Origin of the sequence: Gordonia amicalis, from assembly GCF_022059885.1 — a bacterium.
Classification (GTDB): domain Bacteria; phylum Actinomycetota; class Actinomycetes; order Mycobacteriales; family Mycobacteriaceae; genus Gordonia; species Gordonia amicalis.
Genome location: NZ_CP091855.1, coordinates 4,010,086 through 4,034,118, shown reverse-complemented (window position 1 = coordinate 4,034,118; position 24,033 = coordinate 4,010,086). Strand labels below are relative to the sequence as shown.

20 protein-coding genes are annotated in these 24,033 nt (G+C 69.6%); 14 read left to right on the top strand and 6 right to left on the bottom strand.

Translation table 11 applies throughout. The features are described 5' to 3' along the window. Positions 1-40 precede the first annotated feature (40 nt). Positions 41-1,444, top strand: coding sequence for a class II 3-deoxy-7-phosphoheptulonate synthase (locus IHQ52_RS18470; RefSeq protein ID WP_006434979.1), 1,404 nt, complete (start codon positions 41-43; stop codon positions 1,442-1,444). Between the two features lie 213 nt (positions 1,445-1,657). Here IHQ52_RS18470 and IHQ52_RS18465 read toward each other — a convergent pair whose 3' ends face one another. After that, on the bottom strand, positions 1,658-2,902 hold the full coding sequence (locus tag IHQ52_RS18465) for a protein kinase domain-containing protein (RefSeq protein ID WP_238063714.1): 1,245 nt from the start codon (positions 2,900-2,902) through the stop codon (positions 1,658-1,660). Between the two features lie 135 nt (positions 2,903-3,037). On the opposite strand from IHQ52_RS18465, the gene IHQ52_RS18460 reads away from it, so the two are divergent. Next, positions 3,038-3,403 (top strand): Rv2175c family DNA-binding protein, encoded by a 366-nt coding sequence (locus tag IHQ52_RS18460; RefSeq protein ID WP_006434981.1) that lies wholly within the window; start codon positions 3,038-3,040, stop codon positions 3,401-3,403. Here the strand turns inward: IHQ52_RS18460 and IHQ52_RS18455 are convergent. Next, complete coding sequence (locus tag IHQ52_RS18455) at positions 3,372-4,952, bottom strand: alpha-(1->6)-mannopyranosyltransferase A (RefSeq protein ID WP_051995359.1); 1,581 nt, start codon at positions 4,950-4,952, stop codon at positions 3,372-3,374. The two genes, IHQ52_RS18460 and IHQ52_RS18455, sit on opposite strands and share 32 nt — an antisense overlap. 8 nt (positions 4,953-4,960) lie before the next feature. Next, positions 4,961-6,199 (bottom strand): polyprenyl synthetase family protein, encoded by a 1,239-nt coding sequence (locus IHQ52_RS18450; RefSeq protein ID WP_006434983.1) that lies wholly within the window; start codon positions 6,197-6,199, stop codon positions 4,961-4,963. An 11-nt stretch (positions 6,200-6,210) separates the two neighbouring features. Here IHQ52_RS18450 and metF point away from each other — a divergent pair, with 11 nt between their 5' ends. Further along, on the top strand, positions 6,211-7,188 hold the full coding sequence (gene metF, locus IHQ52_RS18445) for a methylenetetrahydrofolate reductase [NAD(P)H] (RefSeq protein WP_040004536.1): 978 nt from the start codon (positions 6,211-6,213) through the stop codon (positions 7,186-7,188). 31 nt (positions 7,189-7,219) lie between these two features. On the opposite strand, the gene IHQ52_RS18440 is transcribed toward metF, so the two are convergent. The 3 genes from IHQ52_RS18440 to IHQ52_RS18430 form a co-directional block, all read right to left on the bottom strand. Beyond that, positions 7,220-8,122 (bottom strand): LppM family (lipo)protein, encoded by a 903-nt coding sequence (locus tag IHQ52_RS18440; protein WP_006434985.1) that lies wholly within the window; start codon positions 8,120-8,122, stop codon positions 7,220-7,222. Between the two features lie 62 nt (positions 8,123-8,184). Further along, complete coding sequence (locus IHQ52_RS18435) at positions 8,185-9,798, bottom strand: phytoene desaturase family protein (RefSeq protein WP_238063704.1); 1,614 nt, start codon at positions 9,796-9,798, stop codon at positions 8,185-8,187. Positions 9,799-9,844: 46 nt separating this feature from the next. Next, complete coding sequence (locus IHQ52_RS18430) at positions 9,845-10,516, bottom strand: GNAT family N-acetyltransferase (RefSeq protein ID WP_024500384.1); 672 nt, start codon at positions 10,514-10,516, stop codon at positions 9,845-9,847. 321 nt (positions 10,517-10,837) lie between these two features. Here IHQ52_RS18430 and IHQ52_RS18425 point away from each other — a divergent pair, with 321 nt between their 5' ends. The 11 genes from IHQ52_RS18425 to ftsW all read left to right on the top strand — a co-directional run bounded on the left by IHQ52_RS18425 (position 10,838) and on the right by ftsW (position 23,975). Continuing rightward, complete coding sequence (locus tag IHQ52_RS18425; RefSeq protein WP_006434988.1) at positions 10,838-11,302, top strand: SAV_6107 family HEPN domain-containing protein; 465 nt, start codon at positions 10,838-10,840, stop codon at positions 11,300-11,302. Positions 11,303-11,479: 177 nt separating this feature from the next. Further along, on the top strand, positions 11,480-11,881 hold the full coding sequence (locus tag IHQ52_RS18420; RefSeq protein ID WP_006434989.1) for a DUF3040 domain-containing protein: 402 nt from the start codon (positions 11,480-11,482) through the stop codon (positions 11,879-11,881). A gap of 452 nt (positions 11,882-12,333) precedes the next feature. Beyond that, the gene (gene mraZ, locus IHQ52_RS18415; protein ID WP_006434990.1) at positions 12,334-12,774 is read left to right on the top strand and encodes a division/cell wall cluster transcriptional repressor MraZ; all 441 of its coding nucleotides are present in this window, start codon (positions 12,334-12,336) and stop codon (positions 12,772-12,774) included. 239 nt (positions 12,775-13,013) lie between these two features. Next, entirely contained in the window at positions 13,014-14,000 is a 987-nt protein-coding gene (gene rsmH, locus IHQ52_RS18410; RefSeq protein ID WP_024500383.1) for a 16S rRNA (cytosine(1402)-N(4))-methyltransferase RsmH, read from the top strand. Positions 14,001-14,002: 2 nt separating this feature from the next. Next, on the top strand, positions 14,003-14,881 hold the full coding sequence (ftsL, locus tag IHQ52_RS18405) for a cell division protein FtsL (protein ID WP_024500382.1): 879 nt from the start codon (positions 14,003-14,005) through the stop codon (positions 14,879-14,881). 103 nt (positions 14,882-14,984) lie between these two features. After that, on the top strand, positions 14,985-16,982 hold the full coding sequence (locus tag IHQ52_RS18400) for a peptidoglycan D,D-transpeptidase FtsI family protein (RefSeq protein ID WP_024500381.1): 1,998 nt from the start codon (positions 14,985-14,987) through the stop codon (positions 16,980-16,982). Positions 16,983-17,120: 138 nt separating this feature from the next. Then, positions 17,121-18,806 (top strand): UDP-N-acetylmuramoyl-L-alanyl-D-glutamate--2,6-diaminopimelate ligase, encoded by a 1,686-nt coding sequence (locus IHQ52_RS18395; protein WP_024500380.1) that lies wholly within the window; start codon positions 17,121-17,123, stop codon positions 18,804-18,806. Beyond that, the gene (locus tag IHQ52_RS18390; protein ID WP_024500379.1) at positions 18,803-19,351 is read left to right on the top strand and encodes a UDP-N-acetylmuramoyl-tripeptide--D-alanyl-D-alanine ligase; all 549 of its coding nucleotides are present in this window, start codon (positions 18,803-18,805) and stop codon (positions 19,349-19,351) included. The genes IHQ52_RS18395 and IHQ52_RS18390 overlap by 4 nt, the downstream gene beginning before the upstream one ends. 94 nt (positions 19,352-19,445) lie before the next feature. Then, entirely contained in the window at positions 19,446-20,543 is a 1,098-nt protein-coding gene (gene mraY / locus IHQ52_RS18385) for a phospho-N-acetylmuramoyl-pentapeptide-transferase (protein ID WP_024500378.1), read from the top strand. Then, complete coding sequence (gene murD, locus IHQ52_RS18380; RefSeq protein ID WP_024500377.1) at positions 20,536-22,131, top strand: UDP-N-acetylmuramoyl-L-alanine--D-glutamate ligase; 1,596 nt, start codon at positions 20,536-20,538, stop codon at positions 22,129-22,131. The genes mraY and murD overlap by 8 nt, the downstream gene beginning before the upstream one ends. Next, complete coding sequence (gene ftsW, locus IHQ52_RS18375; protein ID WP_024500376.1) at positions 22,128-23,975, top strand: putative lipid II flippase FtsW; 1,848 nt, start codon at positions 22,128-22,130, stop codon at positions 23,973-23,975. The genes murD and ftsW overlap by 4 nt, the downstream gene beginning before the upstream one ends. The last annotated feature ends 58 nt before the right edge of the window (positions 23,976-24,033 follow it).

The following is a 24,033-nucleotide window of genomic DNA, read 5'->3' as shown; positions in this document are numbered from 1 at the left end:
CCGGCGTAAATCCCGGGCGCGTCTGCTTTACGCTGGACCAGTGGTGAACTGGACCGTAGACGTTCCGATCGACGAACTCCCCGAGCTGCCGCCGTTGCCCGGTGGCCTCCAGGAGCGCTTCGACGACGCGATGAGCCGCCCCGCGCTGCAGCAGCCGAGCTGGCCCGCCGAGGAAGCACGCAAGATCCGCACCGTCCTGGAGTCGGTGCCGCCGATCTGCATGCCCGCCGAGGTCCAGTCGCTGTCGTCGCAGCTTGCCGACGTCGCCGAGGGACGGGCCTTCCTGTTGCAGGGCGGAGACTGCGCGGAGACCTTCGCCGACAACACTGAACCCCACATCAAGGCGAACATCCGCACGCTGCTGCAGATGGCCGTCGTGCTCACCTACGGTGCGAGCCTTCCGGTGGTGAAGGTCGCGCGCATCGCCGGCCAGTACGCCAAGCCGCGGTCGTCGAACGTCGACGCCCTCGGCCTGCCGTCGTACCGCGGCGACATGGTCAACGGCTTCCCGGCCGACGAGGCCGTGCGTGCCCACGATCCGTCGCGCCTGGTGCGCGCCTACGCGAACGCCGCCGCGGCCATGAACCTGGTCCGCGCGCTCACCCAGGCCGAGGCCGATCTGCACCGGGTCCACGACTGGAACCGCGAATTCGTACGGACGTCGCCCGCCGGCGCCCGGTACGAGGCCCTCGCAGCCGAGATCGACCGCGGTCTGCGGTTCATGGACGCCTGCGGCGTCACCGATTCGAGCCTCCACTCGGCGTCGATCTTCGCCTCGCACGAAGCGCTCGTCCTCGACTACGAACGCGCCATGCTGCGACTGGCCGACGACCCCGCGGCCGACGCGAAGAGCGGGGACAAGGTCCTCTACGACCTCTCGGCGCACTTCCTGTGGATCGGTGAGCGCACCCGTCAGCTCGACGGCGCGCACATCGCGTTCGCCGAGCTGATCAACAACCCGATCGGCGTGAAGATCGGACCGACGACGACGCCCGAGCAGGCCGTCGAGTACGTCGAACGACTCGACCCGCACAACGTTCCGGGCCGCCTGACCCTCGTCGCCCGGATGGGCAACGGAAAGGTGCGCGAGGTGCTCCCGGCGATCGTCGCCGCCGTCGAGGCGACCGGTCACAAGGTCATCTGGCAGTGCGACCCCATGCACGGCAACACCCATGAGGCCTCGACCGGCTTCAAGACGCGGCACTTCGACCGCATCGTCGACGAGGTGCAGGGCTTCTTCGAGGTCCACCGCGCGCTCGGCAGCCATCCGGGCGGCGTGCACGTCGAGCTGACCGGTGAGAACGTCACCGAGTGTCTCGGTGGCGCACAGGAGATCTCGGACCTCGACCTCGCCGGCCGCTACGAGACCGCCTGCGACCCGCGCCTCAACACCCAGCAGTCGCTCGAGCTGGCGTTCCTCGTCGCGGAGATGCTGCGCGGCTGACACTTCCCGGCGACGGGGCGGGTGGTTTCGATACGCCTCGTCGCAGGCTCCTCGGCTACTCAACCGGCGGTGGGGGTGTGCCTCGTCGCAGGCTCCTCGGCTACTCAACCGGCGGTGGGGGTGTGCCTCGTCGCAGGCTTCTCGGCTACTCAACCGGCGACGCTCTCCGCCGGCCGAGTAGGTCCGAGGCGCCGGCCGAGGACCGTATCGAGGTCAGCCGATCGTGAGATAGGTGCTGCCGACCCAGAACCCGGCAGCACCCAGACCGACGGCGATCGCCAGCACCAGGAGAATCCACAGCAGCGCGCCCAGGCGTCCGCCCCCGACGAGTTCGGGTTCGAGCGGGGCCTGGTCGCGCGTGTCGGCGGCGTCCCGCCCGCGCGATCCCGGTCGGTCGTTCCGCTCACGGGCAGGTGTGACGGGCCGATCGTCGGCGGGTTCGGCGACCGGTCGGACCGGTGCCGCGGGGGCTTCCGGCGACGAGGCGCCCGGTTCATACGGGCCTGGTGCCGTCTGGATCCGGGTTCCGTGACCGCCCGGTCCGGCCGCGCGATAGCGCGATTTCATCTCGCGCTCGCGCGACCGCTTCGGCGCGGGCACGGTGAACGGCGGCAGATCGAGGTCGTCGGCGACCGTGAGCAGGGCGCGCTGCATCTCGAAACCGTCGGCGTACCGGTCGGCGGGGTTGCGCTCGGTCGCCCGCAGCACGATCTCGTCGAATTCCGCGGGGACACCCGCGATCACGTCGCCCGGCGCGGGGACGTCGTAGGTGAGTCGCTGGTAGGCGAGAGACAGTGGCGAGTCGCCGTGGAAAGGTGTTCGGCCCGTCAGCATCTCGAACATCATCACGCCCATCGAGTAGACGTCGCTACGCGCGTCGGCGTGGGTGGACTCGACCTGTTCGGGCGAGAGGTAGGCGGCGGTACCGAGGATCACGCTGGCCGAGGTCACCCCTGCCTCCGCGACGGCGCGCACCAGTCCGAAGTCGGCGACCTTGACCTCACCGGCGTCGGAGATCAGCACGTTCTCGGGTTTGACGTCGCGATGGACCAGTCCCGCGGCGTGGGCGGTCCCGAGACCGCCGAGTACGGGTTCGGCGACGGCCACCACGGCGTGCGGGGGCATCGGTCCGCGCTCGCGCAGCAGTTCACGCAGGCTTCCGCCGTCGACGAGTTCCATGACCAGGAAGGCGATGCCGTTGTCGATGCCCTGGTCGTAGACCGCGACGAGACCCGGGTGTTTGAGGCCGGCGACCGCGCGCGCCTCGAACTCGAAGCGGCGCAGGAACTGCGGATCGCCCGAATACCGCGAGTCCATCACCTTGACCGCCACCTCGCGGCCGAGCCGGAGGTCGACACCGAGGTAGACCGCCGACATGCCACCCCGCGCGATGGGAGCGTCGATGCGGTACCGGTCCTCGAGGACGGTCCCGAGCATCGGGTCGACGGGGGAGTTCACCCCGCTGAATCTACCTGCAGCACCGTACCGTCGGGGTCATCGGCGCGTGTGAGCTGCGGTCGGTGTCGGACCTCGGGCGGGCACGCGGAGATCGGCGGTTTCACCGGACCCGGAAGTACCGCTACGCTTCTTCCCGTGGGTTCCATACCGTTGTCGCCTGACACCCTGTCCGCAGATGTCGAGATGCTGTCGGTCGACGAGGTCGCCGACCGGCTCGCGGTGTCCACCAACCGGGTGCGCACACTCATCCGCGACCACAATCTGCTCGCCGTCTCCCGCGGTGGACATCCGGTGATCCCGGCGCTGTTCTTCGACGACGACGGCGTCGTCAAACACTTCTACGGCCTCGTCGGGGTCCTGCTCGACGGGGGTTACACCCGGGACGAAGCGATGACCTGGCTGTTCACCGTGCAGGAAGACCTCGATCTGCATCCCGCCGCGGCACTGCACACCGACTCCGCCCGCGAGGTCATCCGCCGGGCGCAGGCTCAGGCCTTCTGACCCCGTCCTCCTCGGCCGCCGGCTCGTCCGGTGCGCCGGAGTGGCCCGAGCCCCACGCCCATCGCCCGAACCGGCCGAGCCGCAACGGATCCGGGCGCAGCAGTGACCAGGCTGCGAGTCCGGCCAGCAGGAACGCCAGGGTGAGTTCGAAGGGCTTGTAGAAGACGATCGCATCGTCGGGCTGGAACACGATCAGCATGAAAGCAGACACCCCGACCACGCTCGCCCGCGCCCACGGCGGCAGTGTGAACGCCACCGCGATCGCCAGCACCCACGTGTAATACCAGGGGAGCGTGGACGGTTCGAGCACGAGCACGGCCAGCATCGCCCACGCCATACCCGCGACCGCGTCCCGGGCGTCGTGCCGGTGACGCCACCACAACGCGACGAGTGTGACCGCGAGGATCACCGCACCGATCGTGTGCGTGATCTCGAGCACCGGTTGCAGATTGAGAGCGGCGAATGGGGCGGCGACCAACGTGACGAGATGGGCGACGAAGGTGGGGAGCGTGAACCAGTTGATGATCACGTCGGCCCAGCCCAGACCCGTCAGCCAGCCGAATCCCAGACCGACCAGCAGAGTCCAGACGCCGAACACCGCGAGCGAGACACCCACGATCGCGGCGAAGACGCCGACGACGTCGCGGGCGGTCACCGGGCGGCGGGACCGTATGTGGGACAGCCAGATCCACAGCAAGAACGGGATCGCGATCCCCGCGGTGATCTTGATCGACACCGCGAGTGCCAGCACCGCGGTGCCGGTGACGTGCCGGCCGGTCACGACCAGGACGAGACCCGTGGTGAGCACCCCGGCCATGAGGAGTTCGACGTGAGGTCCCGCGACGAGATGGATGAGGACCATCGGGTTGAACAGTGCGAGCCAGAGACCGGCCTGCGGCGAGGCGCCGAAGTGGCGGGCGAGTCGCGGGATCGCCCACAGCGACAGGAACAGCCCGGGCAGCAGCACGAGCCGCACGGCCAGGACACCGGCGACGACATGGTCACCGGTGATCTCGGTGACGACACGCAGCAGTCCCATGGTGAACGGTCCGTACGGCGCCGTGGTGGTGGCCCAGACCGTGGCCATGCTGTCGACGAGCGGGCCCGGATGATGGGCCGGACCGTCGGCGTAGGGATCGAACCCCGCACCGAACACCGCACCCTGGGCGAGGTAGGCGTAGACGTCACGGCTGTAGACCGGAACGGCCACGAGCAGCGGCGCTGCCCAGACCAGTAGCCACCGCTGCAGGGTCCGGGTGGACGGGGAGTTCGCGGAGCCGGTCGCGACCCGGCGACCCAGCCGGACCCAGGCGAAGACCATCAGAAAGACCCCGAGCCAGAAGAAGGTCCCGAAGAGGTTCTTGCCGTGGCCGTAGGTGATCCAGCTCAGCCCCAGGTCGGTGAGCGTCGTGCTGTTGCGGGGCGGATCACCGACTCCGAAACTGCCCACGCACACCAGGATCGAGCCGATCGCGCCGATGATCAGATCGCCACGTGCGGGACGGTCGCGGCCGTCCGCGTGCGTGGGCGTCGCAGTTGGTGCTTCCACGCCGGGGTTCACGCCTCGCGATGTGCGGTCCGGTGGGCGACCGCGGTGAGTTCGGTGCGGATGTCGTCGCCGATGTCGGCGGCGTCGAGTGCAGCGAGAGCGGCGCCGAGCAGGTCGTCGATCTTGCCCTCCATCTCGGCGACCGCGCCGACGTCGACGAGAAGTGCTCGCGCGGAACCCAGTTCGTCGTCGTCGAGAGGGCGGCCGATGAACGTGCGCAGGCGGCTCCCGAGTGCGGGGTCGGAGTCGTCCGCTCGTCGCAGCGCGGTGGCGAGCAGGGCGGTGCGCTTACCCGAGACCAGGTCGTCGCCGGACGGTTTGCCGGTCCGTTCGGGATCGCCGAAGACGCCGAGCTGATCGTCGCGCAACTGGAAGGCGATGCCCAGGTCGTGTCCGATCTTCCGCAGCGTCGCGACCAGATCCTCCGACGCGCCGGCGAGTCGCGCCCCGAGTTCGAGCGGGCGGGCCACCGTGTACGCGGCGGTCTTGAACTCCATCACGCGATAGGCCGCGGCCGCGGAGTCGTCGCCGCTGGCCTCGTTCACGATGTCCAGGAACTGGCCACCGAGCACCTCCGTGCGCATCGCCGCCCAGGTGGCGCCGACGGCGGGCGGCAGTGGACGGTACTCGGGGGTGGCTGAGCTCCGATCGCCGGTCGAGCTCGTTTGTCCGCTGGTTGAGCTTGTTTGTCCGCTGGTTGAGCTTGTTTGTCCGCTGGTTGAGCTTGTCGAAACCCCCGGCCGGTGATCGTGCACGAGGTCGTCGGCCCACGCGAGTGCGAGATCGCCGGCCAGGATCGCCGCGGCCACCCCGTGGTCGGCGGGGTCACCCGCCCAGGAGGCCGCGGCATGTCGCGACTGGAACACACGGTGCAGCGTCGGCTGTCCGCGCCGGGTGTCGGACCGATCGATGATGTCGTCGTGGATCAGGGCACAGGCCTGCACGAGTTCGAGGGCCGCGCCCACCCGCAGCGCGTCGCGGGCCTCGCGGCCGACGGTCGACGCCTCATCGGAGTCGACGCGTCCCGACTCGCTCATGCCGCACCGCCACCCGGCGAAGGCGAAGACCGGCCGGATCCGCTTCCCGCCCTGCAGCACGAAATCCCGGACCAGCTCCGCTGCGGTGCCGACCACCGGGGCGATGTCGGACGCAGCGGGTACCGCGACGTCGAAGAAATTGCGCAATTCGGTCTCGACGGCCGCCGGGACCGCATCGAGCGAGGTCGGCGTGGGGAAGGCGGAGGTCACCCTGCCAGGCTATGCGAATCGCTCTCTACACTGTTTGGGTGACCCCAACCGCTCCGGCACCCTCGATCGTCGAACGCCTGTCCGCCCCGCACCGTGGACCGGTGCCGTTCTCCGTCGAGTTCATGCCCCCGCGGGACGCCGAGGGCGAGGCCCGTCTGTGGCGCGCGGTGCGCATCTTCGAGCGGCTGTCCCCGGCGTTCGTCTCGATGACCTACGGCGCCGGCGGGTCGACGCGCGACCGCACGGTCCGCATCACCGGCGAGCTCGCCGCCCAGACCACCCTGCTACCGGTGGCGCACCTGACCGCGGTCAACCACAGCGTCGCCGAACTGCGCGCGCTCGTCGGTGCATACGCCGACCAGGGCATCACCAACATCCTCGCCCTCCGCGGCGACCCGCCCGGCGATCCGCTCGGAGAGTGGATCAAGCACCCCGACGGCGTCGAATACGCGGAGGAACTGGTCCGTCTCATCGGCACCCTCGGCGACTTCCACGTCGGCGTGGCGTCGTTCCCGGAGGGTCACCACCGTGCCCCCGACCTCGAACACGACACCCGCAACCTGGTGAACAAGCTGCGCGCGGGCGCCGAGTACTCCATCACCCAGATGTTCTTCGACGTCGAGGACTACCTGCGGCTGCGTGACCGGGTGCAGGCGGCCGACCCCGAGCAGGGCGCCAAGCCGATCATCCCGGGCATCATGCCGGTGACCTCGCTGGCCAGCATCAAGCGCATGGCCGAGCTGTCCGGTTCGGTGATCCCGCCGAACGTGGTGGAACGGTTCGCCAGGGCTGCGGGCGACGGACCCGAGGAGGATCGGGCCGCCGTGCGCGCGGTCGGCATCGACTTCGCGACCGAGACCGCGGAACGACTCATCGCCGAGGGCGCACCCTGCCTGCACTTCTGCAGCCTCAACTTCGCCAAGGCGACCAGCGAGGTGCTCGCCCGGCTCGGCGTGGACGTCGACGCCGCGCTGCACGTGCCGGCCTGAGCGTCCCCGCCCGACGTCCGGCCCGGCGGCCCTAGCTGTCCTTGGGCGCAGTCGCCGCAGTCGGGTCGGCGGCTGCCGAGAGTCCCTCGCCGGACAGGGTCGACGGCGCGGTGTTGGTGGAAACCGGTCGTCCCGGCCGTGGGCCGCGGTACCGCTTCGAATAGGCGATCCGCACGATGACCAGCACCGCGATCAGGCAGACGATGGCGACGAACCACGACCAACTGCTCACTGCGGCGGTCGCCGGATCCGGGTAGGTGGCGTCGGCGCTGAAGTCCGACGGTTCGCCCGGCGCCGGGGTCCAGGTGACCGTCGACTCGCCGACCTGGTCGCCGTTGGTCGCCGTCACCGGCCCGCCGAACGTGACCGTCAGCTGCACGAAGTCGCGGACCGGGGTGAGGTCGGAGAGGTCGGTGTCACCGCGGAAGCGGACGACCTCGCCGCTGCGCTTGGCCGTGAGGTCCATCGTCAGCGAGGTCTCGCCGTAGGCGTCGGCGATGATGTCGCCGAGCTGCCCGAACTGGCCGGCGGTGAGATCGCTGAAACTCGCGCGGCTGCCGACGCGCGTGACCGCCTCGTCGAGCTTGTCACCGGAGTCCTCGTTGTCGTCTCCCGCGGACCCCGACGGCGCGGCCGATTCCGCGCTCTCCTCCGGCGTCTCCTTGAACTCGGTCACCGAGACCTGCCCCAACATCGATTCGGGGAGATCCAGCTGCGGCGCGCCACGAGGATTGTCCGGCGACGTCGCGACGATGACGCTGCCGGAATACCGGTCACCCACCGTCGTCGACCGCTCGAGACAACCGGCCATCAGCGGGGACAGAAGGAGCGCCACGATCACCACCGCCACCGGCATCAGCCGGCGGCGTCGGGACTGATCGCGGGGGGACTCAGGTGCACCCTGCTCGGGAATCGACGATCGCACGCTGCTCATCGTGCCAGACGCTCAGCCGAACAGACGTCTCCGACGCTCAGCCGAACAAACGTCTCCGTCGCTCAGCCGAACAAACGTCTCCGACGCAGTGCGGCGTGGCCGGCGATGTATCCACTCGCACCGGTCACCCCGCCACCGGGATGTGTCGACGCACCTGCCAGGAGGAGACCGTCGGCACCGGGGACACGGTGGCCCGCCAGGTCCGGGGTCGGACGCCACATGAACATCTGGTCGATCGACATCTCCACGTGCATGATGTTGCCGCCGATCAGGCCCAGTTCGGATTCGAGGTCCTCCGGGGTCTGCACATGGCGATGGGCGATCGACTCCGCGAAACCCGGTGCATGACGGTCCACCTCGGCGCAGACCGCCGCTGCGGCCTGCGCGCCCAGTGTCGACCAGTCGCCCTCGGCGAGCCGATACGGATGCCACTGCGCCCACAGGTTGATCGCGTGCCGACCCTCCGGGGCGAGGGTGGGATCGATCGCCGAGAAGCTCATCGCAACGACAGCGGGCCGCGGCGGCAGTGCGCCGACCGCCGCTGCCGCATGCGCGCCGACCAGGTGTGCGCGATCGGTGACCAACAGCCCGAGGGCCGAGTGGACGCCGTGCGCGGGCAGGTCGTCGGGGAGGTCGCGATAGGCGGGCAGTGCCGTCGTACCGAGGCGCACCGCCATCCCGATCCCGCTGCCGACCACGATGTCCCGTCGCCAGCGGTCGAGGGTTCCGGCGTCGAAACCGCCCGCCGCCAACATGTCCAGGGTCGTCAGCACGTGGCAGGCGCTGATCACCGTCGGCGCGCACCGACGTTCGCCGGATGCGGTCTGCACCCGCCAGTGGTTCCCGCACCGGGTGATCGAGACGGCCGGGTCCCCGCACGCGATCCGCCCACCGTCGGCCTCGATGCGGTGGACGAGCGCGTCGGTCAACGCGCCGCTGCCACCGATCGCCCGGCCGGGCGGGATGCGGTGCATCAGCGCGGCGAACCCGACCATCGGAGCGCTACCGGGTGCATTCATCGGCGGTCCCGACTGGGCGCCGAACCAGGCGAGTCCCGCCTTGAGCTGTTCGGAGTCGAAATAGCGGTCGAGGAGGGAGTCGCCCGAGGCCATGAGCTCGGCGGTCAGGTTCATCATCGCGCCGCTGCGGCGTCCGATGAGGCCGGTGCGTTCGGTGCTGGCGGTCGAACCGAGACCTCTGAACGCCCGGCCGAACTGCCGCATGGTCGCCGGCCGGTAGAACGCGTCCATGACGGCCGCCGACCGCGGCGTCCACGTCTCGACGAACTGTCGGTACGCCGCGGCATCCTTCGCGCCACAGGCCCGTTCGATGGAGGCGCAGGTGGCCTCCAGGTCGGTGCGGAAGACGATCGCCGGTGCGGTCGCGGTCGCCGGGACGAAAGCCCAGGGGTCGCAGTCGACGTAGCGCAGTCCGTGCGCGGCGAGGTCGAGGTCGTCGAGGACGGGGGAGTGCCGGATCATCAGGTGCGCCGAGGAACCGCGATCGATCCGATGACCGGGGAAGCGCTCGACGGTCGACACGGCGCCGCCGGGGATCTCGTCGCGTTCGAGCACCTCGACGTCCCGCCCGGCCTGCGCGAGATACGCCGCGGCGATCAGGCCGTTGTGACCGGCGCCGACGATCACCGCGTCGCGCCGCTCGCCGTGCCCGCTCATGCGGGTCCTGTGCCGTGCGCGATCGTTTCCGGGTGTGCCATGTCCTTTATCCTGCGGGTCGTGCTGGACCAGCCGACGGCGGTTGGAGTTCCAGGGGGAGCGGGCGGCCCAGGAATGCGAACGGCCGCGGGTCGCCGGTGAACGTGAAATGCCGGAGCACGTCGGAGAACCCCATCCGCCGGTACAGCGACCACGCGCGGTTCTGCTCGGCCGGGATCTCCGGGGTCGACAGCAGGACGTGGCGTTCGGGCCGGTCGGCGAGTAGGCGTGCGAGCAGCAACTGGCCGATGCCGCGTCCCTGTGCGGTCGGGTGTACGTGCAGTTCGGTCAGCTCGAAGTAGTCGCGGGCGATCATCTCGATCTCCGCGGGCGAGCGTCCGGTCTGCCGCAGCCCGAGCCGGAGTTGCTGATTCCACCACTGGCCGGTCGCCCCCGTGTACCCGTAGGCGATGCCCACGAGAACGTCGTCGGGACCTGAGCCGACGGGCGTTCCGACCCGACGCCGGGCGGTCGGCATCGCCTGCGCCTCGTGCGGGGGCAGCGAGGCGATCGCGCCGATCGCGCGCCAGCCCGGCCGGGCGATGTGCTCGCGCCAGAGGGCGGCTCGGTGCACCTCGGTCCCACGGGGATATCCCATCGCGGTCACGTAGACGTCGAGCGCGGGCTCCAGCCACACGCGGGAGTCCTGACCACTGAGGTTCACCAGGCGGACGGTCACCGGCGGGTCGTCTTCCGGCTCGCCGTGCGGGCCCGCACCGACCCGGCCAAGCGTTCTCCGACCATCTGGTGTGACTGTCCTCTCGGTGCGGCGGACTCGGCGGAATCGGGTCGCGGGACGCGGTGTTGTAGAAGGGTGCGGGTCGCGGACCCACGCCTTGAAGAGACGCGTGCCGCTAGCTATATTGAACGTGTCGAACGGGTGTTCGATGAATGTGCCTCCGCAAGCTGTTCGCGTTCATCCCGACGACATGACGGTCCGGTGGCGGACGAGGGAAGCGTCTGCCACCGGCCACCGTCGTCCGCGAGTGAGGAGGATGCCATGCCCGGTCGGCCCACATCCCGCCGGTCCGCCCCCGTCGACCCGGTGATGGTCGGACGCGCGCGCGACCTCCTCCAGCGCGCACATCTCCTACTCGACAATGCCGACGGGGTCGAGGACGACGCCGAGCGATTTCGTCAGTTCTATCTTGCCGCGCTCCGTGCCGCCGGAGCCGCGCTCGCGATCGGTGAACCGATCGGTCCCGCTCGCCGTAAGACGTCGAACGCCTGGACCCGGATTGGTGTGGTCGCCCCTGAACTCGCGCCGCTGGCGGCGCGCTTCGCCGCGCTGTCGCCCGTGCGGATGAAGATCGAGTCGGGGATCATCCGAACGCTCGACCCCGACAGTGTCGCCGGCATGCGACTCCTCGTCCTCGACTTCCTTCGTCGGGTCGAAACCCTGGTCATCGCTTACGAGCAAGGCAAATTCGGGACAGAGGACCCCCAAATCGGGCGAACAGCGTGAGGCCGGACACACTTTCGGCGTTCCGTTGTCGTACCGGTATGTGCATCCGGCGCTGCAACAGCGAGTAATGGTGGTCGCGGCAGATTTCACCTCGTATCATGGGAGAATAAGGCGCAGACGCCTCACTGGTCGTGGTTGACCGTCGTCGGCGTCGCGGATCAGGGAGAAGGAGGGTCGGTGCCACTTTCGGAGCACGAGCAACGCATGCTCGAACAGATCGAGAGCGCTCTGTACGCGGAAGACCCCAAGTTTGCGTCCAGTGTCAAGCGTCGTCGGCTGGGCAAGTCGAGTGGCCGTCGTCGCCTACAGGCGGTGGCGATCTTCGTCGTCGGCCTCGTGATGCTCGTCGGCGGTCTCATCGTCAAGATCGACATCGGAGGATTTCCGATCGTCAGCCTCCTGGGTTTCCTGGTGATGTTCGGTGCCGGCCTCTTCGCCCTCTGGGGTGACGACCTCGGCGACTCCGCGACGTCCTCGCCACGCGGGGGAGGCAAGAAACAGTCCGGGTCATCGGGCTCCAAGCGCAAGCTGTCGGAGCGGATGGAAGAACGATTCAACCGTCGGTTCGAGCAGGAGTAGGTTTCCGCCGGCCTGACGGGCACAACTCGTAGAAGAGCCGCGCACCCCACGGGGTGCGCGGCTCTTTTGTCTGTCCTCCCCTCGGCTCTCCCCGCCGTGACCCACTCCCGGCCCCTTCCTCCAACCGGGGTTCCCCACCTTCCCCCACAGGGAGGCCCCACTTTCCCCCACCCGGGCACCCCACCTTGCCCCACCGGCGCGGAGACGCAGGTCGCACGGGTATCTGGCGCCTCATCCAACGCGTCTGTCACACGCCTGACCGACGTCCAGCGGACGCGGATCGCCGTGGACACGCAGGTAGCTCCAAATATTTTGCGTGCCTGAACTGCGAATTTGCTGATCGTGGGAGCTGGTGTGGGCCTCTGGGGTGGAAAGTGGAGGAAAGTGGGGTACTGTGGCATCACTGGGTGAGGCGATCCGGAGCGTGGAACCCAGGGGCAGGAGGTGTCGACATGTCCGTGCGATTTGTCGGCACCTACACGCCGAAATTGGACGACAAGGGGCGACTCACGTTGCCCGCCAAGTTCCGCGACGCACTGGCAGGAGGGGTAGTGGTCACCAAGGGCCAAGACCACAGCTTGTCGGTGTACCGGACCGAAGAGTTCGACGCGATCGCGGCGAGGATCGTCGAGGCGTCACGCAACGACCCTGACCTGCGTGCGTTTCAGCGGACGTTCTTCGCCGGTTCGGAAGAACAGCGACCGGACGGCCAGGGCAGGATCAGCCTGTCCTCCGACCATCGCGTCTACGCGGGACTGTCCAAGGAATGCGTGGTGTTCGGCAGCTTCGATCACCTCGAGATCTGGGATTCGGCCGCATGGGACGAGTACCAGTCGCAGCACGAGGAGAACTTCTCGGCGGCGAACTCGGCCGCGCTGAACGCGGTCTTGTAGCCGAGAGGGGACGAGGCGGAAGCGGTGCACGGGCTTCGGGTGGCACGAGGCCCCGATCCGGTCCGACCCTGGCGTACTTCCCCAACGCCAGGTGCGTGATCGGGTCGGGACCTCGCTCCATCCGGGCGCGGCACGAGGCGAGAGTCCACCGTCCGCGACACGACACTCCGACAAGTCCTTTCGCACCGAAACGCCGACTCTGCCGACCGACATGGCCGACACGCCGATGGGGGCCCTCCGTGGATGACACTGGTGACGACACTCGCCGCTCCGGCGAGTTCGGCCACATCCCGGTCATGGGCCGGCGGATCGTCGAATTGCTCACCCCGGCACTGGAATCCGAAGACCGACGCGTGTTCCTCGATGCGACGCTCGGTGCCGGCGGACACAGCGAACTCATCCTGAACACGTTCCCGAACGTGCACCTCGTCGGCATCGACCGCGACGCCTCGGCCCTGGAGATCGCTCGACGCAGACTCGAACCGCACGCGGACCGGATCTCGCTGCACCAGGCCACCTTCCACGAGATCGCCGATGTCCTCGACGAGGCCGGTGAGGAATCCATCGACGCCGCCCTGTTCGACCTCGGTGTCTCGTCGATGCAGCTCGACCAGGCCGGCCGGGGATTCGCCTACTCGGTGGACGCCCCGCTGGACATGCGGATGAACCCCGACGACCCGCTCACCGCAGCGGACGTGCTCAACACTTACAGCCACGGCGAATTGGCCCGGGTCCTTTCCGAATACGGGGAGGAGCGCTTCGCCGGCAAGATCGCCTCGGCGGTGCTGCGCGAGCGGGAGAAGGAACCGTTCACCACCAGCGCACGCCTCGTCGAGCTGCTCTACGCCACCATCCCGGCGGCGACGCGGCGCACGGGTGGTCACCCGGCGAAGCGGACCTTCCAGGCGTTGCGCATCGAGGTCAACCACGAGCTCGACGTCCTCCGCGAGGCGTTGCCGACAGCACTCTCCGTGCTCACGGTCGGCGGACGCGTCGCGGTGATGAGCTACCAGTCGCTCGAGGACCGAATCGTCAAGCGGGAGTTCGCGGCTCGCACGACCTCGACCTCGCCGCCCGGTCTGCCCGTCGAGTTGCCGGGAACCGCCGCGGAGTTCCGCCTCCTGACCCGCGGCGCCGAGCGTCCCGACGAGGAAGAACTGACCACCAATCCGCGATCGGCACCGGTGCGAGTCCGGGCGGTCGAAAGAGTCGAGAAGAAGGGCTGATCATGACGATCCTGCACGAGGCCCCCAATCGTCCCGGCTCCGGACGTTCCGGCGGCAGGCGTTCCGACACCGGACGTTCCGAGGAGGAACGCGACACCCGGCGGTCGCGGAGGGCGCGCATCGAATCCGAGCGGGCGACGCGCTCGCGGGCGGCCCAGCGTGCGCTGGATCGCCGTCACAAGCGCATGGCGGCCGGTACGAGCGCACCCCGCGCGGTCCGTGGTGGTCTGTCGATGTCCGGCGTCTCGTTCCGGGAACGGTTGCAGCACACGCCTTTCGTGGTCCCGGTGATCGCGTTGCTCGTCCTGGGTCTCGGTCTGAGCCTGTGGCTGTCCACCAAGTCGGCCCAGGACTCCTACAAGCTCGGCATCGAGCGGACGGAGAACCAGTCGCTCATCGATCAGCGGGATGCGCTGAAGCGAAGCTACGAATCCGGCAACTCTGCTCCCGAACTGTCCCGGGAGGCAACGCGTCTCGGCATGATCCCGGCGGACAATCCGGCGCGGATGATCGTCGACGACCCGCGACGGCCCCGTATCGTCGGGAAGCCGGCACCGGCATCGGGGAAGCCGATGGCCGATCTCAACCCCGAGCCGAAGCCCGACCCCACCGAGACCATCGATCCGCGCAAGGTGGACGACTCGATCGGGCTCGGCGGTGGTGCCGCCGGCACACCCAACCCGCCTGCGCAGCAGAGTCCGACGCAACCGAGCCCGACGCAACCGAGCCCGACGCAACCCGATCCGGATCCGGCCCAACCGAATCCATCGGCGACACCTGGTCAGGGAGAGGGTCCGTCGACGTCGACCGATCCGGGGACAACACCTCAGCCGTCGCCCTCGACACCGGTCCCGGCACCGAATGTCGTGCCCCGTACGTGAGGTGCTCGCCGGCCGTGGGGGCCGTCACAGTGCTCCCATCGATCTGCAACCCGCCGATGCCAAATCCCTGTCACGACCTTGAAGCGGTGAACAATTGACGACCATGACACGTGCGACCTTCGAGCGACTCGGCCATGGGCCGTCTCGCCCGGGACGTCGTCCGGGCCACGGGCCGTCTGGCCCGGGACCTCGTCCGGGCCATGGGCCGTCTGGCCCGGGACTTCGTCCGGGCCGGGGATCGAGCGCCGCCGGCGGCCCGCGTGGCCGCGGGCCGGGCAAGGGCGGCCCGCGCAAGGGCGGGGGGCTGCACAGCTTCGGTTTCCGGACGCGGGTGGCCGGTGTCGTCGTGCTGCTCGTGGTCCTCGCGGTGGCGGCCAAGATGATCGTCGTCCACACCGTCCAGGCCGGGTCCATCTCGGCCGAGGCCGCCCAGCAACGCGAGTACACCCAGGTCCTCACGGCCAAGCGGGGTTCCATCCTCGATCGCAACGGACGTCCGCTGGCCTACACGGACGAGGCCCGGTCACTGACGTTCCTGCCCAAGGCGGTTCGCAAGTCGATCGAGGAGGAACACCGCAAGAACGCCGAACTGCCCGGTGTCGACGAGCGGCTCAAAGAGATCGCCAAGGGCGTGTCGGTCGCACTCGGCGGTTCGATCAGCGAAGAGGACCTACTCGGGAAGGTGACCGGCGACGAGCCCTTCGTGTACCTGGCGCGGGCGGTCAGCCCGGACGTCGCCAAGCGCATCACCGAGGAGTTCCCGGAGGTCGGCGCCGACCCGGAGAGCATTCGGCTCTACCCCGGAGGCTCCCTGGCGGCCAACGTCATCGGCGATGTCAACTACGACGGCAACGGCCTCATCGGTCTCGAGGCCTCGCTCGACGCGATCCTCTCCGGCAGCGACGGTTCCCGTACCTATGACCGCGGATCTGACGGCGCGATCATCCCGGGCAGCACGCGCAACGTGCACCCGGCGATCAACGGTTCCACCGTTCGTCTGACCCTGGACTCCGACACCCAGTGGTTCGTCCAGAGCCAGGTCATCAAGGCCAAACAGGCATCCGGTGCACGCGCCGCCTCGGCGGTGGTGCTCGACGCCAAGACCGGCGAGGTGCTGGCGATGGCCAACGACGGCACGTTCAACGCCTCGCTGCCGCTGTCGGATCAGCCGAAGGCCGAACTCGGCAACCCGTCGGTCACCTCCCCGTTCGAGCCCGGCTCGGTCAACAAGCTCGTCGCGGCCTCGGCCGCAATCGAGTACGGCCTCACCCGGCCGGACACCGTCCACCAGGTGCCCGGCAGCATTCAGATGTCCGGTGTCACCGTCCGGGACGCCTGGCCGCACGGTGTCGAGCCGTACACGACCACCGGCATCTTCGGGAAGTCGTCGAACGTGGGCACGCTGATGCTCGCGAAGCGGATCGGCGAGGAACGTTTCGCCGACATGCTCAAGCGATTCGGACTCGGCCAGCGCACCGGTGTCGGACTCCCGGCGGAGAGTGCCGGAGAGGTTCCCGCCCTGAGTCAGTGGTCGGGCGGTTCGTTCGCGAATCTGCCCATCGGCCAGGGGCTTTCGATGACGCTGCTGCAGATGACCGCGATGTACCAGGCGATCGCCAACGACGGTCTGCGTGTCCCGCCGCGCATCCTCGTCTCCGAGGAGCGCGATGGCAGTACCCGGGAGGGGCGTGCCCGTCCGGAGCCGGTGCGGGTCGTCAGCGAGCAGACGGCGCGGACCGTTCGCGACATGTTCCGTTCGGTGGTGCAGGACGATCCGATGGGCGTGCAGATGGGTACCGGTACCAAGGCCGCCGTCAGCGGTTATCAGGTCTCCGGCAAGACCGGCACCGCCCAGCAGGTCGATCCGTCCTGTGGCTGCTACTCGAACTCGCGGTACAACATCACGTTCGCCGGGATCGCCCCGGCCGACGCCCCCCGCTACGTCATCGGGATCATGCTCGACAACCCGCGGCGCAGCTCCGACGGCTCCGGGGGACAGTCCGCCGGTCCGCTCTTCTCGACCATCGCGTCGTGGATGCTGCAACGCGCCCAGGTCCCGCTCTCCGCGCCGGCGCCGAGGCTGACCCTCACCGCCAACTGATCACGACCGCCATGGTCGGCGCACCGCGTCCCGATCGCCGATCCCCGGTCGGTATCGTGAGTGCAATTCTGCGCCGATCACGACCACCGACCGACAGACTGCACGTACACCGACAGGAAGAACCGAGGAGGCGAACTCATGACGTCTCGTGGTTCCACGGGCAAGGGGTCGGCCGGTAGGCGCAAGGGCAAGAAGCTCCCCGGTCGTCCGCGTGAGGTCGCGCCGACATCGGCGACCGTCCTGTCGACGGCCACCGGCGCCCGGCTCGACCTCGTCGGCGGCGCCGACCGCGACACCAGCGTGCAGGGCGTGACCCTGCGCGCCCAGGACGTGCAGCCGGGCGACCTGTTCGCGGCACTGCCCGGAGCGGCCACCCACGGTGCGCGTTTCGCCGACCAGGCGGTCGCCGCGGGTGCGACCGCGATCCTCACCGACCCGGCCGGCCGGGTCGAACTCAGCCGCGTCCTGCCGCCCGAGACCGCAGTCGCGGTGCTCATCCACCCGGCCCCGCGGACCGTGCTCGGCACGGTGAGCGCCCGCGTGTACGGCAATCCCTCGCAGCGGCTCAAGCTGATCGGGATCACCGGCACCTCGGGGAAGACCACCACGTCGTATCTCGTCGAGGCGGCCCTGCTCGCCGCCGGTCATTCGGTGGGACTCATCGGGACCGTCGAGACCCGCGTGAACGGCGTCGCCCAGCCCAGCTCGCTGACGACGCCCGAGGCGCCCACCCTGCAGGCCCTGCTGGCGGCGATGCTCGAGGACGGCGTCGACGTCGTCGTCATGGAGGTGTCCAGCCACGCGCTGTCGCTCGGACGCGTCGACGGCGCCCACTTCGCGATCGGGGCCTTCACCAATCTCTCGCAGGATCATCTGGACTTCCACGGGACGATGCGCGCCTACTTCGACGCCAAGGCGCAGCTGTTCGTGCCGTCGTCGCCCACCCATGCGGTGCGCGCCGTGGTGTGCGTCGACGACGAGTGGGGTCGGCGGATGGCCGATCTCGCGCGCCGGCCGGGGGAGGCGGCGCACCTGCAGCCGGTGACGGTGTCGACCGGTGCGACGCCCGCACACTGGCACGCCGGCCCGTCGGATCTCGTCGGCGACGGCACCTCGCACACCCCCTTCACCGAACCCGACGGCGACCACGTTCTCGTCATCCCGCTGCCGGGCCGCTACAACGTGGCGAACGGCCTGCTGGCCGTCGCCGTGGCGCATGCCGCGGGGGTGCCGATCTCCACCGCCCTCGACGCGGTCGCGTCGGTGAGTGTCCCGGGACGCCTGCAGCGCGTCGATCGTGGACAGCCGTTCCTCGCGCTGGTCGACTACGCCCACAAACCCGGCGCCGTCGAGGCTGTCCTGGCGACCCTGCGGGGTCAGCTCGGCGAGGGACCCGGTCGCGTGGCCATCGTGATCGGTGCCGGCGGAGACCGCGACGCGGGCAAGCGCCCGCTGATGGGGGAGGCCGCGGCACGCGGTGCCGAACTCGTCATCGTCACCGACGACAATCCGAGGTCGGAGGAGCCGGCCGCCATCCGGTCCGAGGTTCTCGCGGGCGCGCGTGCGGTCGACGCCGCCGAACGTCCGGTGGCTGCCGAACCGATACGCGAGGTCGCCGACCGCGCGGCCGCGATCGCCGAGGCCATCGCCTGGGCGGGTCCCGGCGACATCGTGCTCGTCGCGGGCAAGGGACACGAGGCAGGGCAGGAGATCAACGGCGTGAAGCATCCGTTCGACGACCGCGACGTCGTCGCCCGAGCGCTGGAATCGTCGACCCCGCAGAGCGCACCCGCCGGCTCGGTGGCCGCGGAGGGTGATCGATGACCGGACCGTTCGTCACGGTGATCCGCGGGGATACGCCGGTGACGGTCGACGACGCACGTCTGCTCATCCGCCGGCTCGCCGAGCACGCCGGTGCGATGCGGGGCAGCACCTCGGTGGAGATGCGCGGCGACGCCGCGGGGGATCGGCCGCGCACCTGGGCGATCATCGCCGAGGTCGCCACCCCCGAGGGGAGCGCCGAGAATCAGCGTGTCGTCGAACACGATCTCCTCGGACGTCTGGCCGTCCGGTTGGCCGTCGACAAGACTCTCTGCGTGGGCGACTCCCGATCGGTGCGCGCCCTGCACCAGGGCGCCGTCATGGAGGGTTCCTGGGGTGACGAGGCGCGCATCGTCGAATCGGTCGAGGACGCCGCGGCGCTCGTCGACACCGACCCCGATTGGCGTCCCGCCGCCGGTGATGTCATTCTCCTCGCGGCCGCGAGCGCCGACCTGGACTCGGTGATCACCGCCTGGGGTACGAGCTGCGGATGGCAGATCCGCGAGGAGACGAGCGGCGGTCCCGCGGACGAAGGGACCGCACCATGAGGGCGCGCGACAAGGCGTGCCGGCCGAGAACATCGAACAGAGTCGGAGAGAAGAGCGTGGCCCGGAACGGACGAGCGAACACGAGGGCAACACGGTGACCCAGATCCTTCTCGCGGGTGCGATCGCGATCGCGGTGTCGATCCTGCTGACCCCCGTGCTCATCAAGGTGTTCTCCCGTCAGGGATTCGGCCAGGAGATCCGGGTCGAGGGTCCCCAGAGCCATCAGACCAAGCGCGGCACACCGTCGATGGGCGGCGTCGCGATCCTGGCCGCGCTGTGGGCGGGTTACTTCGGTTCGCACCTGGTCGGCCTGTTCACCGATGCCGGCAACGGCCCCACGGCGTCGGGTCTGCTCGTGCTGGGACTGGCGACCGCGCTGGGCATCGTCGGCTTCCTCGACGACATCATCAAGATCCGCAAGCACCGCAACCTGGGACTGAACAAGACCGCCAAGTCGATCGGGCAGTTCATCGCCGCGATCCTGTTCGGCATCCTCGTGCTGCAGTTCCGCAACGACTACGGCCTCACCCCGGCCAGCACCCACCTCAGCTATGTGCGCGACATCAACGCCATCGGCCTCGGCTCGGTGGTCTTCGTGATCTTCTGCTGGCTGGTGGTCGCCGCCTGGTCCAACGCGGTGAACTTCACCGACGGACTCGACGGCCTGGCCGCCGGTTCGATGGCGATGGTCCTCGGGTCCTATGTCCTCGTGACGTTCTTCCAGTTCGTCAACGCCTGCGCCGGCGGCGCCAAGCCGCCCAGCGACATCCCGACCGGGTGCTACCAGGTCCGCGACCCACTCGACCTCGCGATCATCGCGGTCGCCGGCGGCGGTGCGTGCCTCGGCTTCCTGTGGTGGAACGCCGCACCGGCCAAGATCTTCATGGGTGACACCGGTTCGCTGGCGCTCGGCGGCATGCTCGCCGGTCTGTCCATCACGACCCGCACCGAACTCCTCGCGGTCGTCATCGGCGCGCTGTTCGTGGCGGAGATCATGTCGGTGGTCATCCAGATCGCCTTCTTCCGCACCACCGGCCGCCGGGTCTTCCGGATGGCGCCCTTCCACCACCACTTCGAACTCGGCGGATGGGCCGAGACCACGGTGATCATCAGGTTCTGGCTGCTCACGGCCATCGCCTGTGCGCTGGGACTGTCCCTGTTCTACGGAGAGTTCCTGACCACCAATGGCTGATCCGCTCACCGCCGAGAACCCCACGCCGGGCAGCGACCCGCTGGGGCTGACCGGCCGGACCGTGGTGGTCGGCGGGGCGGGTACCGCCGGCATGTCCGCGGCCCGGTACCTGGTGACCCGCGACGTCCACATCGTGCTCGCCGACGACCGGTTCGCCTCGCGGAACGCCGAGACCGCCGCCCGGGAAGCGGCCGTGCGTGCGGTGGCGGGGGTCGCGGATCTGCTCTCGCAGGGTGCGGAGGCGGTCGCGATCGCCGATCTGCTCGCGGACCCGTCGTGGACCGCTGACGCCGCGGTCGTGATCGTGTCACCGGGGTTCGCACCCACGCACGACCTCGTCGGTCAGGCCGCGGCGGGCGGCGTACCGGTGTGGGGTGAGGTCGAACTGGCCTGGCGTGTCGACGCCGCGGGACTGCTCGGCGAGCCGCGCACCTGGCTGGTCGTCACCGGCACCAACGGAAAGACCACGACCACCTCGATGCTCGCCGACATCGTCGAGCGTTCCGGCCGCGCCGGCGCGGCATGCGGCAACATCGGCCTGCCGGTCCTCGACGCCATGCGGGCGACGCCCCGCGTCGACGTGCTGTGCGCCGAGTTGTCGTCGTTCCAGCTGCACTGGGCGCCGTCGGTCCGCCCGGCCGCGGGGGTGGTGCTCAACGTCGCCGAGGACCACCTCGACTGGCACGGCACCTTCGACGCCTACGCGATCGCCAAGGCCGGCGCGCTGCGCGGCGACATCGCGGTCGTGGGTCTCGACGACCCGGTCGCGTCGGGCCTGCCGGGCGCGGGACGCCGTGTCGGCTTCACTCTCGGCGCGCCGCAGGACGGTCAGCTGGGGGTCGAGGACGGCCATCTCGTCGACCGTGCCTTCGGTGCCGGTCGCCTGCTGCCCGCCGACGCCGTGCATCCGGCCGGTCCATCAGGTGTGTCCGATGCCCTCGCCGCCTCCGCACTCGCCCTCGCGATCGGTGTCGGGCGCGACGCCGTCGAGGCGGCGCTGACCGACTTCCGGCCGGCCGCCCACCGCGGCGAGGTGGTGGCGACCCGCGACGGCGTCCTCTTCGTCGACGACTCGAAGGCCACCAACCCCCATGCCGCCCAGGCGGCGGTCGCCGCCTACGACCGCGTGGTGCTGATCGCCGGCGGCCTGCTCAAGGGTGCGTCGATGGACGGGATGCTCACCGCGGTCGGCGATCGGCTCGCCGGGGTGGTCGCCATCGGGCGGGATCGTGACCTGGTCGTCGAAGCGATCGTGCGACACGCCCCAGAAGTCCCAACAGTCACAGTATTCACAGGGGACGATGGCACGGTGAACGTGCATCGCCAGGGTCAGACCGAACCCGTCCTCTCGTCGACACCATTCTCGTCGTCGGCAGAAGCCTCGGAGTCAGACAGCGCCGTCGCCGTGATGGACCGGGCGGTCGCCGAGGCATGGGAGCTCGCCGCAGCGAGTGACCCGACGCCCGACGCGGTGCTCCTCGCACCCGCCGCGGCCTCGCTGGACATGTTCGCCGGTTACGGCCGGCGCGGTGACGCGTTCGCGCACGCCGCCCGGGACATCGCCGGCACCTCCTCGTCCTCGCGGTGAGTCGCGTGAGCAGCGACAAGACCTCGGTCGACGCCGCGGCGGTGGACGACGGCGACCTCGACGATGCGACGGACGACGTGACCGACGGCGAGAACCCGTCCGGTGCGGCGCGGAACACGGCGTCGGAGCGCGCGTCGGCACGGTCGAGGCCGGGCGCGGACGTCTCGGCGGCGGCCTCGACCGCCGCCTCCGTCACCGCCTCGCTGCCGGCGCTGATCATCGACGCCGTCCGGAGCCTCCTGGCCCGACCGCTGGCCTCATATCAGCTGGTCCTCACGATGGCGTTCATGCTGACGGCCTTCGGTCTGGTGATGGTGCTGTCGGCGTCGTCGGTCGAGGGGTACTCGCAAGAGGGATCGTCCTACGGGCTCTTCACGACGCAGGTCATCTTCGCCGGGCTGGGTCTCATCGTCTTCTATCTGATGCTGCGGGTCCCCGTCCGACTGCTCCGGCGCTTCGCCGCGCCGTCGATGGCCATCGCGATCCTGCTGCTCGGGCTGGTGCTCATTCCCGGTGTCGGCACGCTCAGCCAGGGCGCGCGGCGCTGGTTCGTCATCTCCGGCGTGTCGGTGCAGCCCTCGGAGCTGGTCAAGGTGGCGCTGTGTATCTGGGGTGCGCACCTGCTGGCGTCGCGGCGACGTGACAACGCGTCGATCAAGGAACTCCTGATCCCGCTGGTTCCGGTCGCGATGCTGGTCTGCGTGCTGATCATCCTCGAGCCGAACCTCTCGACGACGATCACCATCGCGATCATCGTCGGCGCGATGCTCTGGTTCGCCGGTCTGCCGATCAAGGTCTTCTCGGCGTTCGCCGTGTCCGGTGTGATCCTCGCGGTGATCCTCGCCCTCGCCGAGGGGTACCGGTCGCAGCGCGTGATGAGCTTCCTCGGCGGCATCGACGATCCTCAGGGTGCCGGCTACCAGGCGCGCCAGGCGACCTATGCCCTGGCCAACGGCGGAGTGTTCGGTGTGGGCCTCGGTCAGTCGAGCGCCAAGTGGAACTATCTGCCCAACGCGCACAACGACTTCATCTTCGCCATCATCGGCGAGGAACTCGGCCTCCTCGGCGGGCTGCTGGTGGTGTTCCTCTTCGTCCTGCTGGGTTACATCGGGTTCCGTATCGCGCACCGCTCCACCGATCCGTTCCTGCGCCTGATGACGGCGACCATCACCGTGCTGATCCTCGCGCAGGCGTTCATCAACATCGGCTACGTGATCGGCCTGCTGCCGGTCACCGGTATCCAGCTGCCGCTCATCTCGGCCGGCGGTACCTCGACCCTGACCGTGCTCGCAATGCTCGGTCTCCTGGCCAACGCCGCACGACACGAGCCGGAGGCGGTCGCGGCGCTCACCGCCGGAACACCGGGCCGGCTGGCCCGTGTACTGCGGCTCCCGACACCGGTGGGCTACCGGCAGTCGCGAGCGGAGACCCTGCGCGATCGTCTCGACCAGCGCCGGTCGTCGGGCGGCCGGACGGCCGGACATCCGGGTGCGTCGGGACGGCCTCGGGCGACCGGACGAACCGGGGCGCCGAACCGTCGCGGACGACCGGCCGAGCCGGCTCCGAGCCGGGGTCGTTTCACGATGCCGTGGAAACGGGCGAAGTCCGCCGAACCGGCACCCGCACGCGGTGCGTCGACGCGGCGCCCTGCTACGGGTGGCCGCACCCGACCTGCGCCGTCGACACGAGCGGGCGTCGACTACCGTGGCGGGTATCCCGGCGCCGGCAGTGCACGTCGCTCGGCGTCACCGGGATGGCGGGCGGGCGCGCATCAGCCGCGTACGCCGCGGTCCGCCGATCCCGGGCGCGATCGGCCGACACACGGCCGTGTGGGACGCCGCTGATCCGGTGTTCGCGGTACGGATCTCGCTGCGCGGGACAGACGTGCACAGTGGCTGGAGA

Bases quoted from the DNA above. Each gene is read 5' to 3' on its own strand.
- metF (WP_040004536.1), top strand. From the start codon at position 6,211: ATGCGAATCGCTCTCTACACTGTTTGGGTGACCCCAACCGCTCCGGCA.
- IHQ52_RS18440 (WP_006434985.1), bottom strand. From the start codon at position 8,122: ATGAGCAGCGTGCGATCGTCGATTCCCGAGCAGGGTGCACCTGAGTCC.
- IHQ52_RS18435 (WP_238063704.1), bottom strand. From the start codon at position 9,798: ATGAGCGGGCACGGCGAGCGGCGCGACGCGGTGATCGTCGGCGCCGGT.
- IHQ52_RS18425 (WP_006434988.1), top strand. From the start codon at position 10,838: ATGCCCGGTCGGCCCACATCCCGCCGGTCCGCCCCCGTCGACCCGGTG.
- mraZ (WP_006434990.1), top strand. From the start codon at position 12,334: ATGTCCGTGCGATTTGTCGGCACCTACACGCCGAAATTGGACGACAAG.
- ftsL (WP_024500382.1), top strand. From the start codon at position 14,003: ATGACGATCCTGCACGAGGCCCCCAATCGTCCCGGCTCCGGACGTTCC.
- IHQ52_RS18400 (WP_024500381.1), top strand. From the start codon at position 14,985: ATGACACGTGCGACCTTCGAGCGACTCGGCCATGGGCCGTCTCGCCCG.
- IHQ52_RS18395 (WP_024500380.1), top strand. From the start codon at position 17,121: ATGACGTCTCGTGGTTCCACGGGCAAGGGGTCGGCCGGTAGGCGCAAG.
- IHQ52_RS18390 (WP_024500379.1), top strand. From the start codon at position 18,803: ATGACCGGACCGTTCGTCACGGTGATCCGCGGGGATACGCCGGTGACG.
- murD (WP_024500377.1), top strand. From the start codon at position 20,536: ATGGCTGATCCGCTCACCGCCGAGAACCCCACGCCGGGCAGCGACCCG.